The following is a 19,489-nucleotide window of genomic DNA, read 5'->3' as shown; positions in this document are numbered from 1 at the left end:
ATATGGGGTGTATCAATTAGATAATACGTTTAAGGTCCGTTTTAAAACCCTTTCCATTTCCTTGCTCCTCAAGCCCTGATTCCTTAATCTGTCGCTTAAATTTTTCTGATATGATTGTACCTGCCGGTTAAACCCGGAATACCTATCACTTGCCCGCCCCAAAGGATGACAAAGAAACAAACCAAACGAATTCTCAGAATAGTATTAGCTGTAGGGACCATCATCTCTCTATACTTTGTACCATGGATAGTGGTCTGGGCCTGGATATTGCCCTTACCCAACACGGTTCAGGAGCAGGTGGATCAGACGATGGATTATGGCTTCGATGGAATGATTGTATATGTGGATGAAGCAGGACAGCCTCCCGCATTTTATGCAGCTGGCTGGCATGATCGCAAAAACAAGATTCCGGCCGATCCGCACGCCTTATTCAAGATTGCCAGTATCAGCAAGTTGTATGATGTGGTGGCAGTTACCAAGCTGGTGCATGAGGGGCGGTTATCCCTGGACAAAACGCTGGCCGATTACTTTCCGGAATTTGCGGGAAGGATTGAAAACGCCGACAAAATTACCCTGAAGATGATGGTGCAGCACCGAAGCGGCATCCCCAATTTTACTGATACACCAAACTTTTGGACACATCCACCCAAAAACAGTCAGGAAACACTTGAACGCATACTGGATTTGCCGGCTAATTTTGCGCCCGGCGAGGACTACGAATATTCCAACACCAATTACTTATTGATTTCCGAACTCATCAAAAAAGTGACGGGGCACGGCAAGCATCAATACCTGAAAGAGGAAGTGCTGGATCCTCTTGGGCTTAATAATACTTTTGCCTCGATTACTGAGGTGAATATGGATAGGCTGATGAGTGGTTATTATGTAGGCGTTGAAGAAGATATCAAGACCGTGGATTATGGTTCCATGATTGCAACAGCGGAAGATGTGGGGATATTTTTACGGGCTCTGAACGATGGCTCTCTGTTTGAAAGAGGAGAGCAGGAAACCTATTCAGAGCTATACAAATATGAACACACGGGGTTGATTCCCGGCTACCAAAGCATTGCCAAATATCACAAAGATCTGGATACCGTAGTGATACAATTTGTGAATACGGTCGATTTTGAAGGGTATACCTGGCCTTTGTCGGAGATTTCTTACTCTCGGATCATCAAAATATTGAAGAGGTAGAAGACAGTACTTACTCAATTTCAAGAACTGTTAGCTTCATAATTTTCCAATCACTCGAAAAAGAAGAGGAATTAAACTAAGCTTATCTGTTTGATTTTCCTTATAGTTTAGGTACTGATGTTTAGATTTTAGATTCATCCGTTTAGATGTAGAGTCTAACAACAAGAGAAGCTAAACGCGGGTAGAATTTTATAATGTCATAGAGAAAAGGGGCATAAGCCATGCTACAAAAACTACTGTTAATACTTTGTGTTTTTAGTCTGTACAGCTGCAGAGCTTCCAAAACATTCATCAATCCTGAAAAGGAGGAAAGCATTCAGATGCTGAATGAAAAGATGCAGGGCAAGACAATGTTGATCTTTAAGCAGGAGGCGGACTCTTCCTTTCGGGCTAAAGGTGTACGAGTTAGCTCCGACTCCATTTACTATGGTACCGATAGTATGCAGGTTCTTTCTTTAAGCGACGTCAGTTATCTGAAAAACACGTATCAAGTGAATAAAGTAGCATTGGTTGCAGGGCTTGGGCTGGTCACGGCAGGTATTTTTGCTCAAAAGCAATCTAATCACGAAGAATCTTTTGGAGCCGCATTAGGCAAAACAATTGAAGGTATGATGTACGGTACCCTTGGCTTAGGTTTTACGGTGGGTGGCCTGATTAATAGAAGCCGGTATTTTTATTTTAGTGATGATGTGGATGTTAAGGCTGACGAAAGTGAAGAAAAGGCTTGTATATCTCCCCGTTGCAAAAGGGGATATTGATTGGCAGGTTTTTATTCTAATCTTTTCATTTAGAAGATGTTGTCATATTCCGTACTAACTTGACTATTCCACCGCAAATGCTATCTTAAAACTCAATTCAAAAAAGAGAGGTCAATATGAGAGCAATTTTTCTATTCTTAATAATTACCGTTGGTTTGATTAGTACCAGTTGTGTGGGAAACCTTTTTCAGGATAATGATGACTTCGTAAAAGCTAAAGTGGAAACCGAACAGCTTAGCCTGATCAACTTCTCAAGCGATACGGTTTATTATTTTGCCATTGAAAGCGAGCTTGCGGCAAGAGCTAATTATGTGTTGCGTTCAAGTGAGCAAAACCAATTGTTACCCAAATCCAATACAGCAATTTCCTGGTCGCAAACCGGAAGCTCCAAATCCGGTGATAAAATCATAGTTATGTATTGGAAAGGCGATGCTCCGAAAGCTGATGAGGAGGTGAAAAGTTTTACCGTAAAGCGTTAACCGGGATAAGCTTTCTGATCAAAATGAGCAATCGGTACGTGGACTAAAGTTTGGAGTAGTTAAGCTTTTGGTCCGTGATTCTTATGCACTTCATATTTAATGGGTACTCTCGCCTCTGTAAGCATTTTCTGCACAAAGGTTTCCGATGTTTTCGTGCACAAAATGCAGATGAAAGAACTCATTAAAACATGCTCCATGAGATATCTACTGACTATCCTGTTTTTCATTCCAATTACACTTTCAGCACAGCAAGCAACTCAGTCAGCTGAATGGAAATTCAAAAGCGATGGCAAAATAATCGGCTCCGCTGCCATTGAGGACGGGAAGGTGTATGTAGGCACTACGGCCGGTAGTTTATACGCGTTGGATATAGAAAGCGGCGATACAATTTGGAAATTTAACACCAATGGCCGGTGGGCATCCAAACCGCTGATTGGTGGCAAACTTTTATACCAGTTAAACGGAAATGGCATTTTTTACGCCATTGATAAGACAAACGGTGAAGTCCGCTGGACGTTTTCCACCGGAGGAGAACATCGCATGGAGCGGGGAACTGGCTCTTCAACCTACGTAGACATCTGGGATTACTATTTATCCGGGGCAAGCCAGGATGGTAACACCATCTATTTTGGCAGTAGTGATGGGCATGTCTATGCACTGAACGCCACAGATGGCACCCTGAAATGGAAATACGCTACTTCTGGCGAAGTGCATGCCACTCCCGTAATCGGTGATTCCCTGGTGTACGCCGGAAGCATGGACGGGAAGTTGTATGCTCTGAGGAAAACTAATGGTACGCTCGCCTGGGAGTTTGATACCATCGGGGCCCGTTACTTTCCCAAAGGTGCCGTTCAGCGGGCACCTGTCCTGACGGAAGATGCACTCATCTTTGGTAGCCGCGATTACAATCTCTATGCCCTAAACCCAGCTAACGGTAAAGGACTTTGGAATTTCAGAGATCCGGGCGGTTGGATCATAGCCACGCCTGCAGTGAAAAATGGCGGCGTGTTTGTAGGCACGTCAGACTCTCATCTTTTTTATCGGTTTGATGCGCAAAGTGGCCGAAAAGAATGGGAAATACCTTTAAACATGCGGGTATACGGGTCGGCTGTTTTTGATGATGACAGAGTGTATTTCGGATGTTTTAATGGATACCTGTATGGTGTAAATCGGGAAAATGGCTCTGTAGAATGGTCCTTTCAAACAGACGGCAGTAAAGCAAACTATCACACGGTTTATGATGATGAAGATGAGTTTCGGGATGATTTTGTGATTTATGGGAATACTCTTGAAGCTACGATTCAAAGCGAAGAGCAGATTCAGGATATGGGTTCCATTTTGTCTACACCCGTGATTGAGGAGGGAGTTATTTATTTTGGAAGTACCGACAGCATGTTCTATGCTGTTAAACTCCTTCATTAAAAATCGCTGAAATAATTATTGGTACAGGTGTTTTTTGGAACTCTTACCCCTGTGGTGCCTATAAGTCTATGTACGATTGGACTTAAATCTATAATAAATGGAAACAAATATGGGAGATACACAAGAGAAACAAGGGAACTACGGAAGATTTTTTGCAATGATTGCTACTTCGATGTTAGCAATGTTTATACTAATGTATGTGCATTCATATCAAATACTGGATCATGCCTGGTTTAGCGAAACACGCCTGTTTATGACTTTGATTATGGGCGGTTCGATGATGATCGTAATGCTGGGTTTTATGTTGCACATGTACAAGAATAAAATGGCCAACATAGCAGTTTTTGTGGGGGCCGGGTTGTTATTGCTGTCCTCAGTTTGGCTGGTGCGCAGTCAGTCAACGGTTAGTGATACCGATTATATGGAAGGCATGATACCGCACCATTCCATCGCCATACTTACCAGCGAACGTGCCAACATTGAAGATCCCCGCGTACAAAAGCTTGCGAAGGAAATTCTCAAGGCTCAACGAAAGGAAATCAAAGAGATGGAATGGCTGATACAGGATATCAGAGCAAATGGGCTGGCTAAAACAGAAGCAGAAGCAGAGGCAAGACCAGTACCGAAGTTTGCTCCAACTCCGGAATAACAGCACTGAAAGTAAGCCGGTTGGATATAATAGTGTCTGTTTTATATTTTTTAGTAAATGTCGAAAAACTTTAACTAAGTGCTATGAGACAGGTTTTTATCACATCTTTGATCATTTTGGGTTTAGTTAAGATCTACGATATCCTGCTCAATCATCTTTCTGCGGCTTTGCTTTCTGGTGAAACGCTGAGTTATAAAATAGGTTTTATAGCGGGAGTTTCACTGCTTTTTATACTGGCAGTTAAAGCATACAAATGGAGCCAAAAAGTTTACACCCGTTATTTATCTGTTTCAAGTGAGTGTTAGTATGCCGTAGTCAACTTCTTCAGTGAAGATGATTCACTCAACCATTGAGAGACTGATACCAACCTCTATACACTCTTTTTGGTCATTACGGGTTGAGGTTTTTCTAATAAGATATGACTGATCATTTTTCTGTCAATAATGTACACCTATGTGGTGTTTGTCTTGCTCCGTCAGGAGTAACATGTTGGTAGAACAAAAAAGCAAGGCCATTAAAAAATTTTCGCCCGGATTGTTCAGAGGCCTAATATAGTCATCGAAAATTGGGCAGAAATAGTATACAGGATATACCTAAAGACAACCAGATCTCAATACCAGTCGGTTTGAAAGCTGGTCTGCCTATTTGTAATCCTCCATGGAATAGGCGAAAATTCCCCTTATTTTCCAGCTTCACCTTTCAGGAGATCCCTAATTTTTATTTATGCAGATATACGTGCTGAAGTTTGGCGGCACATCCATGGCCGACCATAAAACCTGGAAACAGGTACTGGAAATCATCAAGAAATATGAACATCCTATTGTGGTGGTTTCGGCTACGGCGCGCACTACGCGTCAGCTGGTGCGAGCCGGAAAACTGGCAGCCCAAGATAAGCTGGAGGAAGCGCTGGAGATTGCCGATGAGATAAAAGTCCGCCACAATAAGATTGTTGAAGATTTCCTGGAAGAAAATCCCAGCGAGAAAAAAACACTGATTCTCGATAGCTGCCGCAAAAACACGGAAGCCAAAATCGGCAAGCTCAACAAACTGTTGGCCTACACTCAGAAAGCCGGAACTTTATCTCCCCAAATGAGTGATGCCATTGCCAGCATGGGCGAACAAATTTCATCCTACCTGTTGGCACAATGTGGGTTGGTGCTGGGGATTCTCACGCAGCACATCGAAGCCCGTAAGATCATCAAAACCGATGCGGAATACGGCCGGGCGAACCCAAACCGGCTGCTTATCAACCAAAAATGCGGTTCGCTGGAAACGGTACTGGAAAGTGGCTTTACACCCATTATTGGCGGCTTTTACGGAGAGGCGCCCGACAAGACAGTGACTACTTTAGGGTTTGAAGGTTCTGATTATACCGCCAGCCTGATTGGTGGGGCGATGAGTGCTACGGCCATCGAAATCTGGACCGATGTAAGCGGCGTGTACACCGGCGATCCCCGTTACATCCCTGACGCTCAACCCCTGTTGGAGCTCAGTTACTATGATGCTACAGAAATGGCCTACTTTGGTGCCAAAGTCCTCCATCCATCCACGCTGAAACCGGCGCAGGAACGGAACATCCCCGTGTGGGTGAAAAATATGTTTGAGCCTGAAGCAGAAGGCACGCGCATCGTGCGCAGTTCCGATCATAACCGGGAAGTGCTGGCGCTATCTTTTAAAACAGAGATGGCGATCCTCACCGTAAGCGCCTACGAAACGCTCATGGGCTATTCTTTTCTGACCAAAGTGTTTAGCAGCCTCAAAGACCACCAGCTGGCGGTGGATGCGGTGAATACCACCGAAGCCTCTGTTACCATTGCGTTGTCTGATACCGAAGTCTTGGATCAGCTATCTAAAGAATTTATTGAAATAGGACATGTATCGGTAGAACGAGGTAAAGGCTTGATCAGTGTTATCGGTTGTACTATCGACAAGATGGATGGGCTATCCGGCCGAATTTTCTCAGCACTGGGTAATACCAAGGTGGATATGATTTCCTTCACCAAAGAAAAGCGTATTGTCAATTTTGTGGTGGATGAAGGGGAAACCGTAGAGGCCTCCAAAGCTATTCATCAAGCCATATTTACGGGGTGAGAGGAAGTCAGAGCTTCTCAGTACATCGTTACGCAGCGGGAGTTACCGCTGAAGAACCTCAGCCAAAAAATGCTTACCAAGCAACCATTAGCAACAGCGCTTGAACTACTGGAAATATCGTTCAGGAAATTGGTTGAAGAAGCTCCGCTCAATGTAAGGACCATCGTCCTGATCCCGAATTGCTCGGGAGGGATGGATGACCGGGATGTTGGAAAGACGTGGATTTTCAGTCCCCAATCAAACCTCTGCACTTTCACTGGAGATTGGGTTATTCATCTCCAATCACCGTTCATCATCCTTATCATAAATATCACAGCTTTCAAGGTGCGTGATCGTGTTCATGCTCCTCATGTGCATGACCGGATCCTACCTGATGAGAAGGGGATCTACAGGGTTCAAACTCAAACTCCAGGGTGCTGTGGTTGATGCCAAACTGCTCTTTTAGCAACGTTTTTAACTTTGATTTGATCGCTTCCATCTCGTTGATATCCTCTTTATCAATCAACACATGGCTCTCCAGCAGGGTGCTTGTTTCATCCAGCCGCCAAACATGCACGTGATGTACGCCATGGACTTTATCAACGGTATGCATCGCCTCAGTCAATTGATCTAGGTCAATGTCGGCCGGCTTCGATTCCATCAAAATATTGATGGTTTCGCGGAGCATATAGTATGAATGCCACAAAATATAGACGCCAATGATGACGGTAAGGATGGTGTCCACAATGTACAGCTCATACTCCAGGATCAGCCAGCCGCCGATAATCACTCCAACCGAAGAGAGCCCATCCGAAAGTATGTGGATGAAGGCACTGCGCATGCTGATGTCGTTTTTGGAGTTTTTCCAGAGCAAGGCAGCAGTAACAAAATTACCGATGAGCCCCACAATCGCCACCCAAAACATGGTGTAGCCGTCGATGGGCTGGGGATCGAAGAAACGCTCAACGCCTTCTTTAATCAGAAACAAAGCAACAATCACAAGGGTAATAAGGTTGATGAAGGCACCGATGATTTCGGCTCGCTTATAGCCAAAGGTTTTGGAAGGATTGGCTCCGCGTTTGGAAATCTTTTTAGCTATAAGAGTGATGCCCAGCGACATGGTGTCGTTCAGGTTATGCACGGCATCAGATAAGAGGGCGAGGCTGTTTGAGATAATGCCACCCACCAGCTCCGCTATCGTAATCATCAGGTTTAAAAAGATGGAAACCCACAACTTCCAGATAGAGGAGTCATCCACATCTACATGATGATGGTGGTGATGGCCGTGATTATGATCACTCATAGTTTCTGTAATGTATTATATAAAGATATGGTTGGTTCTTTCGCTGATTTAAGATGCCAATCCGTGCAATCAAAAACATGCTTCATTTTGATTGATATGTACAGGATTGCAAATAAATATCAGCTGATAAACCAAACGGCAACGCTTCCGATAAAAGACAGCGTAAAAAGTATCCAGGCTTGTTTTACCGGTTTGTCTGGAAGGAAAGTATGGAGCGGATGTTCATCAAAAAAAGCTTCCAGTTGCTTCCGGCGGGATATCTCGTCTTCGTTTAGCTCGCTTTCACTTTTTACCAACACTTCGGCATCTCCCTCTACTTCTTGCAGTTCCTCATTCAAGAACCCGGCAATTGTGTACTGGTCAATATTACCCAACTTGCTGGAAATAAGGTACACCGGGGTACCCACCATAAAAATGGCAATACCCACAATGGATTTGTCCATTACCGACAGTTCCACAAAAAGTCCCAGCACCATACTGATCAACGCTCCCAGGCCCATCAGGCACAGCAGGGCACTGAGAACCAGGCGTAGTTTCCAATTGGTGATGCCTTCTTGCAGAATTTGGGAACCCTTCATAGCAAAAGTTGGCTGGTTGATTTTGACGTAATATAAAAAGCTGGCCTTAGTTGTCAACCGGCATTTGCTCCCATTCTTCCAATAGCAGTTGCATAAGCTGGCGTGCGGCTGAACGTGAGACTTCACCCAGTTTCTCATCCGGGATGCGGTCATTTACCTCATAGGTCAGAGCATCAATTCCAAAAGTATGATAAAACCAGTTTTTGGCAATGGGAGAGGAAGTATCAAAAGGCTCCACGGTTAGTACAAAATCTTCATTTTCTTCTACAATTAAATCAATCCATTTTTGGGTGATGTTATCCGGGGAGGTTTCCACTTCCTCATTTATGGGGTAAAAAATGTTTTCATTGGTTGAATGGAAGTCAATGGCATAAAACATCTGGCGTTTTGGATCTTCCTTAAGGGGCGTTAAAGCATCGCGCACCGCCTGTGTTTCAGGTTGATTGAAGTTTTGCCAGTCGCGATTTAAATCCACCCCGCCGGCGTTATGGCGCCAGTGTCCCATATCGGCCCCGTCGGGATTAAGCATCGGGAAGGCTTTGATCACGAAAGTTTGACGAAAGCGTTGGGCCAGTTCACTGTCGGAAGTCAGTTCTTCCAGGAAAATCAGGGAAGCCAGGTATCCGGTTACTTCAGGCGGGTGCTGCCGCCCCACAATAGCCAGTACCGGCGCTGTTTGGCTTTCAGGTACTTCGGTGATATCCAGCTGAAGGATGGGGCGGCCTTCCTTACTCATGCCTGCCGTATTTTTGTGGGTGAATGACTTTCCCAAAATGCCCCGTTCTTGCAGTGTTTGTTCCAGGTTTTGGAAGGTGTACAGCGGCTGGGCAGCGATCAGCTTGGGCTCGGTCGTAAGGTGCACTTTCATCAAGGCGGAGCCGTCGGTAGAATCATAATGCACCCGCAGGCGATCGGTGAGCTCCCACTGCCCGTCGATCCGGGAAAACACTTTGGGAATGTAGCGATGGCGGCCTTCGTTATACTTTAACTCAATGTTGGCCGTTCGTGCACTGTCGCTCCAGAGTTTAAAAGCAAACCAGGGACTGTTGTTGATCGGCGCATTTTCCGGTTCAATAATCAGTTGGAACACAGAGTCCGGCCGCATGTAAAAATCATTAAGGCGGGCACCGGCAAAATCGTTACTGGCCCAGATGCGCGGTTCCCCGGAACCAATTACTCTTGCCGGTTGCTTTTCAATCTCCTTGTCTGTAGTGTTGGTGACATCCGGCGGGTCGTAGGAAAACCCGCTGAACTCTTTACTGCCCGAGCAGGATATCATCAAAAAAGAAATAAGGAGAATACAAGAATACTTGTTAAACATGATGAATAAGGGATATCGCATTGGTTAAAAAACCGGTTTCTTGGACGCTTACATTCGTTTATACTAACTGCCCGGATAATATAATACGCACACTTGGCTACTACTAATTTTCAACACGTACTTTTTGCGCTATGGACGACCCTGCTCGTTTTTGCCTGCGGTTTAAACGCAAAGGCCCAACCTATGCCTGAATCTGCCCGGGTATGGAGCATAAGCATTGAGGGCAATAGAACCTTTGAAGGCCTTGTGATAAAAGATGTGATATCAAACCAGCCACCTCCTCCTTTAAAAAAACTGATATTTTGGAAAAAAGTAGGGATGCGCTTGAATGAGAATGAGATTCGGCGGGATGTGATTCGCATCAAGCGTTTTTACCAACGCAGGGGCTTTAACGACGTTAAAGTTAGTTATCGGATTGAGGAGCTCAATAAGGAATGGAAAAAAGAAATTGTATTCGAAATCATAGAAAACACGCCCATTATCATTGATCGGGTGGACTTTGAAGTGCAATCTGGGCCGCAGGATAGTACCATTATTTATAGCGACAAGGAGTTTAGCAAGATTTTTCGGCGCCTGCCCTATCGCGAGGGACGCCGTTATGAGACCATTCTTCAATCAGAAGTAGAAGGGAATTTGCGCGGAGCGTTGCGAAACCTTGGGTATGCCTATGCAGAAAGCGAGGTGAAGGCAAATGTTGATACTGTTTCAAAAACAGCGGATGTAACGCTGATTAGCCGGCCCGGCCCGCGTGCCCGTTTTGATACCGTTAAGATTGAAGGCAACAAAGAGATGGCCGACCGGTACATAGCCCGGGAAACAGGGATAGAATCCGGCGAGCTTTTTAGTGAAAATAAATTGCGGGAAGCACAGCGTGAGGTGTTTAGCCATCATATGTTACGCTTTGCCTTGGTCTCTATTCCCGATCAGCCACAGGATACCTCGCTGAATTTGCAGATTCGCGTTCGTGAAGCTCCATTGCGGTCTATACAGCTTCGGGGAGGGTTGGCTAATTTTTCCCGCATCAACAGTTTCGAAGACAGCTACCGCTTGTTTCGCGGGCAGGCCAACTGGACCCACCGTAACGTTCGGGGTAGGGGGGAGCGGTTAACGCTGTCGGCTTATATATCAGCGGTAGAGCAGCGCGTGGGTGGCGACTATTTGTTTCCCTATTTGTTTAATACCAAAAGCTCATTGGTGATATCACCCTTTGCCGAACATAAACTGGAACCTTCCTACGAGATTGTGCGCGGAGGTCTCAACAATAGTTTTGTGTATCAATACAGCTCCAATTTTACAGGAACCGTGTCATATGAATACACCCTGAATAATGAGACTACATCAAGCGGACATGAGAATCTTCCCGATAGCATCCGCTCCTACAATATTTCAAGCTTGAGCCTGAACGCTTACTATACTCACAACTTGCGGCGTGGAAGCAGGGGTTGGTCGGTGCAACCCTTTTATGATTTGTCGGGAATTTTTGGCGAGTCTTCTTTCAGTTTCCAAAAAACCGGGATTGAAGTACGCAAGTTTACTCCGCTCACCGACGATATTACGTTTGCCAAACGGATCGATTTATCCGGTATTTATTATTCGGCTCAGGATTCGTTGCCCTCTGATGTGCGCATTTATAGCGGTGGAACCAACACGGTTCGGGGCTGGAATCGAAATGAATTAGGTCCCAAACGCCCCACCTTTGACGAGCAGGACCGGTTTGATATGTACGTGCCGGTGGGAGGGCGTGCATCGTTTAATTTCAACGCGGAATTCCGGTTCCGGCTAAACGAGCTTATAAAAGGATTGGGTTTTGCCACTTTTTTGGATGGGGGGCAAGTTTGGCGTGATTTTGAAGATATTGGCACGGTTCCTATACAATACGGTTTGGGGGGAGGCATTCGTTACCAATCGCCTATTGGGCCTATACGGGTGGATATAGCTTATAAACTCAATCCCACCGATCAGGATCTGCAAATTTACCAGGGGCAGGATTATGGCGGTCGCTGGGCGCGCTGGGGGCTTCATTTTAGTATTGGGCAGGCATTTTAGAACATGAGTGAAAAGAACACACATATTGGAATTAAATTGCTGAAGGCAGTCGGCTGGCTTGTGTTGGGGCTGGTTGTGTTAATAGGATTGCTGCGCCTTTCACTCAAGATTGCCCCGGTTCACGGTTTTGTAAAAGACAAGATCGTATCAACCGCTAATCAATCCCTAAATGGAGAGCTGAGCATCGGGGAGCTTGATGGAGACTTATGGAACAGCGCGAACCTGAGGCAAATCACCATCACCCAGCAAAGCGATACCTTGTTGACTGCGGACAGCCTGAAACTGGAATACAGTATTCCCAGCTTGTTGAGCAGTTCTTTTTTGGTGAGCGAGGTGCAGCTTCACGGCCTCTACGGATGGGTTTGGGAAACAGATGACGAGCAGTTTAATGTACAGCAATTGGTAAAAACTGACACTACCACCCCGGGGGAGAGCTCCACGGTTTTTGGGGTAGATATAAGAAATATTGGCTTGCATAATTCCGGACTCAGTGTTTCAGCTCCTTCCTATCTGCCTGATTCAACGTTGATCATCGAGAAGCTGCAGGCTGATGCGGGATTTAGTTACCACGGAGAAATTTCAGCTACACTCAATTCCCTTTCTTTTGATGTGAAGCAGGGCCGCTTGCCCGGCGCAGTAGCGGTTGAAACAGCCGGGGCTTACGATGCCGAACACATCACTTTATACAAGCTGGTTATGGAGTCTACCCGGTCTATGTTGGGAGCAGATGGAAGGCTCAGCTTACCGGATTCATCCTTTAGTGCCAATCTTAAAACAAGTCCGCTGGCCCTGGCGGATATACAGCCCTTCCTGCAGCAGAAGCTCCCTGATGACGAACTCAATATCACACTGAAAGCAAGCGGAACCTTTGACGCGCTGCAAGTGGAAATGCAGGCCGATAGCAGAGGCTTTGAGGATTTACAGGTGGTGGCTGATGTCTCATTCCGGGAGCAGCCGGTTCTGCATAAATTGGGCGTGAATGCAAAAAAACTGGATGTGGCCTATTTCACGGACGATTCACTGGATGCTTTTGTTGGTGAGTTTCAGGCCACGGCAGAAGGACGTTTTAGCGAAAACTTTGCAACCAATGATATCACCTGGGATTTTACCTTTAACCAGCTGCAATACCAGGATTACCGGCTTGAAACGCTTTTCGGAAGTGGTACGCTGATCGGCGAGGAGCTGACGGCCAGTGTGGAAGCGAATGACGGGACAGATGTGGTGATCACCTACACGGAGATAAATGGATTGTTTAGTGATAAACCGGAGTGGGGATTGGCTGTTGGGTTTGAGCGTATCAACCTGGCCCATTGGGCGCAAAACCCGGAGCTGCAAAGTGATCTGACTTTTTCGGTAATGGCGGAAGGAAAGGGGTTTGAACTGAGCAATGAAGAATGGCCGTTTATAATCTATAAAAATAATGTGCCACGCTTTATAGACGGGGAGAAACCGGTGGTGGTGGATAAGATGCCGCAAAACTTTGCAGATACTTCCTCAGTGGCCGGGCAAACACTTTCAGATGTATATATCCAAGGTAGTATTTCAAGTGACAGTATTAAGGCCGATGGTTTTGTTCAGTTGATTGAGAACCGCGTGGAACTACAGGCTGCGCTTGGTCAATTTATGTCGGATGCTCCGGAATATACCTACAAAATACGCACAAAAGAATTTGACCTTGCTGAACTACCAGGTTTAGAAGAATATGCCAGCCGGATCGATCTGCAGCTATCGGGCAACGGCAGGTATTTTGAACCGGAGAAAATGGAGCTTGAAACCAGCTTCTTAATGGACTCAAGTTATGTGAATGGCACGGCTTTGGATCTGTTGCGTTTTGATATGAGCGTTCAAGAAGGGTTTCTTATGATACCGGAAGGGGAGCTGCAAAGTAATGTGGTGGACGGAACCTTTTCGTGTCGCCGAAATCTTTTCGACCGTACCGATCCGGAAAATGACCTGGCGCTGCGGCTCGATGTCAAAAACCTGCAGCCTTTGGCTCCTTATGTGGGAGCGGATGCGTTAAATGCTGAAGGAGAAATTACAGGCAATATCACCGACAATGAAGAAGGGGAGCTACGGTTTAATGGCCGGGTAAATTTATCGGATATTTATTATGATGATGTGTTCAGAGCCAGTGGTATTTTAGGGGATACCGATGTGGCCCTGACCGAGATTTATGAGTTTGAAACGGATGTGAATATTTCCTCTCCCATGTTCTCAGGCACCGAACTACAGGACATTCGTTTTGGTACCCGCGGGCAGGCAACTGCTGACTCCGTGGCGGGTAGTTTCAGCTTTAGGGTGAATGGCGGTGAAAGTGGTGAAATTGTGCAAAATGGCGATTATGAGGTAGCCACTGAAAGTTTGAACTCCAAAGTAAGCTGGAGCACATTCAATTTTATGACACCGGCACGGATGCTGTCACTTTCAGAGCCGTTTCATCTACAGTATGATAGCGGGGCCGTAAGAACCGATACCCTAAGATTAAGTGATGGTGAGGGAACCTTTCTGGAATTTGCGGTTCCTTTTGCGGATTCGGTTCGTCAGGAGGCCTATCTCTCTGGTCACAATTTTGATATAGGTGTGATACAGGAAATAATATTTGAAGAGCGAATCGTAGATGGTATTCTGTCAGGCAGGTTTGAGGTGTCAGCGAGTCCCCATAAATACGAAGGCAGCGGTCAGCTTAAAGTGGAGCAGCTTGCTTATATGGAAACGAACATAGACACCTTGCAGCTTAATTTTGATTTGCATGAAGAACGCTTGAAGGGGCGTTTGTCTATGTATCTGGATGGAGAGGAGAAGGCTATGGGCAATGTAGATGTTCCTTTTAAAGTGGGAGATCCCGCTACCTTTGGAGATGCATTTTTCCAGGAAAAAGTGGATGGGGAACTCGTTATTCATCCTATTTCTCTAAAACGGTTTGAGAACATTCTGCGTGCCTTCGAGATTACCAACACCACAGGAATGATCAGCTTTGATGGGAGCCTGAAAGGGACAGCCGGACAGCCCAATATTGAGGGGGATCTGAACCTGAATGAACCGGTATTGTCTGGGGTAAGCGTAGATTCGGTTTTTGCCCGGTTCCGATATCATCATGCAAAAGCTTCGCTCACGGGCAGCGGAGAAATCCAGGCCAGGGGACAAAAAGCAGCTACTCTTAGTGCTGACATACCCCTGTATGTTGATTTTAGAACGTTTGAGATGAATATGGCCGAACCGGATGATACGCTTCGGTTCAATCTGGTAACCGATCAGTTTAATATTTCGGTATTTAATGATTTCCTGGATAAACAGTACATGCGGAACCTTAAAGGTATGGTAAATGCCGATGTTGATATAACAGGAACCCCGGAGCAACTGGTTCCTTCCGGTTATTTTCGGTTAAACAATTCTGAAGTGACAGTCCCCATAGCAGGTATCAGGCTCTCAAATATCAGGGCTGATCTTTCTTTTACTGAATCGGGCATGCGCCTTAATCGACTATCTGCAAAAAGCGGGAGCGGTAATTTTAATGCCACAGGTGATATTGAGCTCAATGGCATCACTCCATCCAGCTTAAATATTAATGCGAAGGCCACCCGATTTAAATTAGCGAACACTGCTGATTACAACCTTACAATAGATCTTGACAGCCGGCTCTCCGGTACTCCAATGCAGCCTGAGGCTTCCGGTAGCCTTACGATAAAAAATGGGTTTATTTATTTGCAGGATTTCGGAGAGGAGTCGGTCGAAGTGGTGGAGCTTGAGGAAGAAGAGACCTCATCATTCAGTCCTTATGATTCATTGGCAATAGATATGAGGTTTTCCATTGAACGGAATTTCTTTGTTCGTAACAGCCGTTATTTGGATATGGAAATTGAACTTGATGGTTCACTGGAGGCTCAAAAATCAAGAAACCAGGAGCTTCAGCTTTTTGGAACTCTAAATGGAGAAGATGGCTATGCCCGGCCGTTGGGTAAATTATTTGAGCTGGAAGAGGCTTCTTTCCGCTTCAGTGGTCCGGTTGATCGGCCCGATCTCAATATCCGCACCAGTTACATCCCGCAAAGCTCACAGAAACAGGGCAACCCCATTATCCTGTATTATATCATTGAAGGGGATGCCCAGGATCCTACATTCCGCTTTGAAAGTGAGCCATACATGGAACAGCAAGATATTATTTGTTACACCATATTTAGTAAACCATGCTACGCGCTGGAATCATGGCAACAGGTAGTTAGCGGGCAAGGAGGCAGTACGCCCACAGATTTATTGGTTGATGTGCTACTGGATGAGGTTGAAGCCCTTGCTACGCGGCAGCTGGGAATTGATGTAGTGCAGATCGATAACACGCGGTCCGGCTCCGGCGGTGGTACTTCTATCAAAACCGGCTGGTACCTCAACCAGAAAACCTTTTTTGCCATCATCAATGAAATAAGTGGTAGTACACCTGAAACTTTATTTATCCTGGAATACATGCTTACCAAGAATCTGGATCTAATCCTAACCCAGGGTGACGACAGCCGGCAGGGGATTGACGTACGCTGGCAGTACGATTATTGATACCTACACACTTCACCACGGCAGCATTCTTCGGTGTTGATGCCGCAGGCGGCGCATTGCCCGTGGCCGTGCACCCAAACCAATTCCGCTTGCTGCCCGCAATACAGGCAGCGGCGTTTTGCTGATTGAATTGAACTGTGGGAAGGGCCTGCGGACTGCTCGCTATTTGTTTTTGGTGAGTTCTGCATAGGCTACTTTGATATTTGCACTTAGTGGAAGTCGCCAGTCAGGAGCTTTAAAATCTTCAAAACCATCCAAGGTTTCTATATTGGCTAATTCATCAACTGACTTACCTGCTTCGATGCCTTCACGGGTGTAATCCAGCAAAGCTGACAGAAAATTACGCATAACCAGCAAATCATCCTTGCTGCCGGTTACGCCAAAATTAGGGTTGCCATGGCCAAAAATATAGATAGCATCCGCAGGGTATTCTTCCGTTACGCTTTCAAGCGTAGTAATCCAGTTAGCGATACTTGCACCACCGCCATAATCGATAAAAGGATGGACACGGTTAAAGATAAGATCCCCCATATGAATTACGTTGGCTTGTTCAAAATAAACTACACTGTCTCCACCGGTGTGGGCCGGTCCGTAATGCTTTAAGTGGACGGTTTCGTCACCAATCTGAGTTTTCCAGCTTTTGTGATAGGTAGTGTCGGCATATACTTGTGCGTCAACCACTTCTTGCCCGCGAGACTCAGCTGTTATTCGCTGTAAGCTTGGTACATTATCATGAGCTACAATATGCTCTACTTTATCCTTGAGTACAGAATTTCCGCCGGTATGATCGCCATGATGATGTGTGTTTATCAATATATCAAAAGGGGCAGCTGATTGTTCTTCAAGGCCTGTCACACAAGTTTTGGCCGAATCGGGGAATTGAGAATCAATCACTACAATGCCTTCATCATTTACCAGCCAGCCAATGGTTCCGCCAGAGCCGGTAAAAGTGCCTACATTTCTGCGCAGTGTGGTAAAAGGATCATCCTGGTTAAAAGCTAATAGCTTGCTTACAGGAAGTGTTGCCGCTGCTCCCAGTAAGGTGGATTTCAATAAAAATTCCCGGCGGTTCATAGATGCATTCTTTGTTTAAAGTGATTTATTCGCTGGAATTAACGAAAATTTTCAGACTATTCATTCCCCATAAACCCTAAGTTGCCAGATGTCGCTGATTAGATGCTCGCGAATATAACATAACTCAGTCATTACGCAATCCCACAAAGGTTTATGATTGATAGCAAATGTAATAAGGGTGTTCGACTTTTTTAAGCTTTTTCTCTAACAGCAACAGCTCCAAAAAACTATCTGGACAGAACGTTTACTGTTCAAAAAATAAACTTCAAGTCACGCACTTCTGACAAACCGGCATATATCGATAAAGTTTTAGTTTTATAAATCCAATCCGCCTTCATAGCCTTCTAAGGATGTATTTCTGGAAAGTGACGTAGTATTGTGGTAGTGTAAAAAAGCGCTTTTTTAGAGCTGTAGTAATCATGTTGAGTTAAAATGACTTGTTTGCTATACGGACTCCACTCATATTTCGAAAAGATAAAAATGCACAGTTGGAGCAAAGGAAATTCTGAGTGATCAGGGATTTTTATCGCTTGCCTGTCAATAGAAAAAACCGAAGCAGCATGAGTGGAAATAACACAAACGGAACTCTTTCATTTTTGATGATGCCAGCCATGGCGTTCTTGTCATTGGCCTTTATAATAGGCGGGTGCAACAAGACGGATACTAACAAAACTGAAGCCGCTCAAACTTCTATAGAGTCAGGCACGGATACTACTGGCAGTCAACATTTTGGTGTGCCGGTTTCATTTACAGAGGATCTCAAGAAAGATACTTTTACCTATTTCTGGGAAGTAGTAGATACCGCTACCTGGCAAACTGATGACCGCTATCCTTCCCGCACTTTTACCAGTGTGGCCGCAACCGGCTTTGCCCTGCCGAGCTACATCGTGGGAATTCATAACAACTATATTACGCGGGAACAAGGCGCCGAACGGGTACTCAATACGTTGGAATGGCTGTGGCAAGCTCCCCAGGGATCAGATGCTTCCGGGGTGACGGGTTACAAAGGCCTGTTTTATCATTTTTTGAATTACGGCAGCGGAACCCGCTACAAACAGGTAGAGCTATCTACCATTGATACCGGCCTGCTGATGGCCGGCGTACTCACCGCCCAAAGCTATTTTGATGGCGGTAATGCCACCGAATCCAAAATCCGGGCACTTGCCGACTCTTTATATCTACGGGTTGATTGGAACTGGGCCATGAACGGCAACCCAACCATGTCTATGGGCTGGCACCCTGAATCCGGATTTATTGAAGCACAATGGAAAGGATACAACGAAGCCATGATTCTTTTGATACTTGGCTTGGGCTCCCCGGAACACCCCATTCCCGACAATTCCTGGGAAGTGTGGACTTCCACCTATGATTGGGAAGAATTTTACGGATACGAGCACGTCAACTTTGGTCCGCTTTTTGGGCATCAGTACTCCCATATGTTTGTGGACTTCAGGGGCATAAAAGATGCCTACATGCGCGAAAAAGGCATCGACTACTTTGAAAACTCCCGACGGGCCACTTTAGCCAACCGCGCCTACTGCGTCGCCAACCCAAGTGGATTTGAAGGGTACAGCGAAAATATTTGGGGTTTGACCGCCTGCGATGGCCCTGCCAACGAAACCCACGAGATTAACGGAAAAGAAGTACGCTTCAGAACCTATCACGCCCGTGGGGCAGCCGAGGGATACATTGAAGACGACGGCACCATCACCCCAACAGCGGCGGGTGGCTCTATTCCCTTTGCCCCGGAAAAAACGCTGGGAGCTTTATACGAGATGAAACAGCAATTCGGCGACAGGCTATATACTGAATACGGTTTCCTCGATTCCTTCAACTTGAGCTATAACCAAGAGGAAGGCGGCTGGTTCAATCCGGATTATATCAGCATTGACCAGGGCCCCATATTGGTTCAACTGGAGAACCTGGAGTCTGGCCTCATTTGGGAAACCCTCAAGCAAAATAAATATGTCAGGTCGGGATTGGATAAGGCCGGCTTCAGCGGCGGATGGCTGGATGAGACAAGCAACCAAATTAACGAGTAACGAATAAACGG

13 protein-coding genes are annotated in these 19,489 nt (G+C 45.7%); 9 read left to right on the top strand and 4 right to left on the bottom strand.

From position 1 onward, the window contains the following. Positions 1–165 precede the first annotated feature (165 nt). The 6 genes from FN815_RS05380 to FN815_RS05355 all read left to right on the top strand — a co-directional run bounded on the left by FN815_RS05380 (position 166) and on the right by FN815_RS05355 (position 6,593). A complete protein-coding gene (locus FN815_RS05380; protein WP_142453587.1) occupies positions 166–1,194 on the top strand; it encodes a serine hydrolase domain-containing protein in 1,029 nt (342 codons plus the stop codon). Between the two features lie 221 nt (positions 1,195–1,415). After that, positions 1,416–1,952, top strand: coding sequence for a hypothetical protein (locus tag FN815_RS05375; RefSeq protein ID WP_142453586.1), 537 nt, complete (start codon positions 1,416–1,418; stop codon positions 1,950–1,952). A gap of 116 nt (positions 1,953–2,068) precedes the next feature. Beyond that, positions 2,069–2,431 (top strand): hypothetical protein, encoded by a 363-nt coding sequence (locus FN815_RS05370; protein WP_142453585.1) that lies wholly within the window; start codon positions 2,069–2,071, stop codon positions 2,429–2,431. A gap of 195 nt (positions 2,432–2,626) precedes the next feature. Then, entirely contained in the window at positions 2,627–3,853 is a 1,227-nt protein-coding gene (locus FN815_RS05365; protein WP_185957175.1) for an outer membrane protein assembly factor BamB family protein, read from the top strand. Between the two features lie 109 nt (positions 3,854–3,962). Next, entirely contained in the window at positions 3,963–4,502 is a 540-nt protein-coding gene (locus FN815_RS05360; RefSeq protein ID WP_142453583.1) for a DUF305 domain-containing protein, read from the top strand. A gap of 723 nt (positions 4,503–5,225) precedes the next feature. Then, a complete protein-coding gene (locus tag FN815_RS05355) occupies positions 5,226–6,593 on the top strand; it encodes an aspartate kinase (RefSeq protein WP_142453582.1) in 1,368 nt (455 codons plus the stop codon). A gap of 319 nt (positions 6,594–6,912) precedes the next feature. On the opposite strand, the gene FN815_RS05350 is transcribed toward FN815_RS05355, so the two are convergent. The 3 genes from FN815_RS05350 to FN815_RS05340 all read right to left on the bottom strand — a co-directional run bounded on the left by FN815_RS05350 (position 6,913) and on the right by FN815_RS05340 (position 9,795). Further along, on the bottom strand, positions 6,913–7,875 hold the full coding sequence (locus FN815_RS05350) for a cation diffusion facilitator family transporter (protein ID WP_142453581.1): 963 nt from the start codon (positions 7,873–7,875) through the stop codon (positions 6,913–6,915). 119 nt (positions 7,876–7,994) lie between these two features. Then, positions 7,995–8,453 (bottom strand): hypothetical protein, encoded by a 459-nt coding sequence (locus FN815_RS05345; RefSeq protein ID WP_142453580.1) that lies wholly within the window; start codon positions 8,451–8,453, stop codon positions 7,995–7,997. A gap of 46 nt (positions 8,454–8,499) precedes the next feature. Next, positions 8,500–9,795, bottom strand: coding sequence for a M14 family metallopeptidase (locus FN815_RS05340; RefSeq protein ID WP_246075157.1), 1,296 nt, complete (start codon positions 9,793–9,795; stop codon positions 8,500–8,502). 72 nt (positions 9,796–9,867) lie between these two features. Between FN815_RS05340 and FN815_RS05335 the strand changes: the two genes are divergently transcribed. Both FN815_RS05335 and FN815_RS05330 read left to right on the top strand, forming a co-directional pair. Then, positions 9,868–11,820 carry a BamA/OMP85 family outer membrane protein gene (locus tag FN815_RS05335; protein ID WP_142453579.1) on the top strand — a complete coding sequence of 651 codons (1,953 nt, stop codon included), beginning with the start codon at positions 9,868–9,870 and terminating at the stop codon, positions 11,818–11,820. 3 nt (positions 11,821–11,823) lie between these two features. Then, the gene (locus FN815_RS05330) at positions 11,824–16,362 is read left to right on the top strand and encodes a translocation/assembly module TamB domain-containing protein (protein ID WP_142453578.1); all 4,539 of its coding nucleotides are present in this window, start codon (positions 11,824–11,826) and stop codon (positions 16,360–16,362) included. Positions 16,363–16,524: 162 nt separating this feature from the next. Here FN815_RS05330 and FN815_RS05325 read toward each other — a convergent pair whose 3' ends face one another. Then, on the bottom strand, positions 16,525–17,436 hold the full coding sequence (locus FN815_RS05325; RefSeq protein ID WP_142453577.1) for an MBL fold metallo-hydrolase: 912 nt from the start codon (positions 17,434–17,436) through the stop codon (positions 16,525–16,527). A 560-nt stretch (positions 17,437–17,996) separates the two neighbouring features. Here FN815_RS05325 and FN815_RS05320 point away from each other — a divergent pair. Beyond that, positions 17,997–19,478 carry a glucoamylase family protein gene (locus FN815_RS05320; RefSeq protein WP_221930247.1) on the top strand — a complete coding sequence of 494 codons (1,482 nt, stop codon included), beginning with the start codon at positions 17,997–17,999 and terminating at the stop codon, positions 19,476–19,478. Positions 19,479–19,489 lie beyond the last annotated feature (11 nt).

Source organism: Gracilimonas mengyeensis, from assembly GCF_900182705.1.
GTDB lineage: Bacteria > Bacteroidota > Rhodothermia > Balneolales > Balneolaceae > Gracilimonas > Gracilimonas mengyeensis.
The sequence above is the reverse complement of the archived record's forward strand: the minus strand, read 5'-3'. Positions and strand labels throughout refer to the sequence as shown.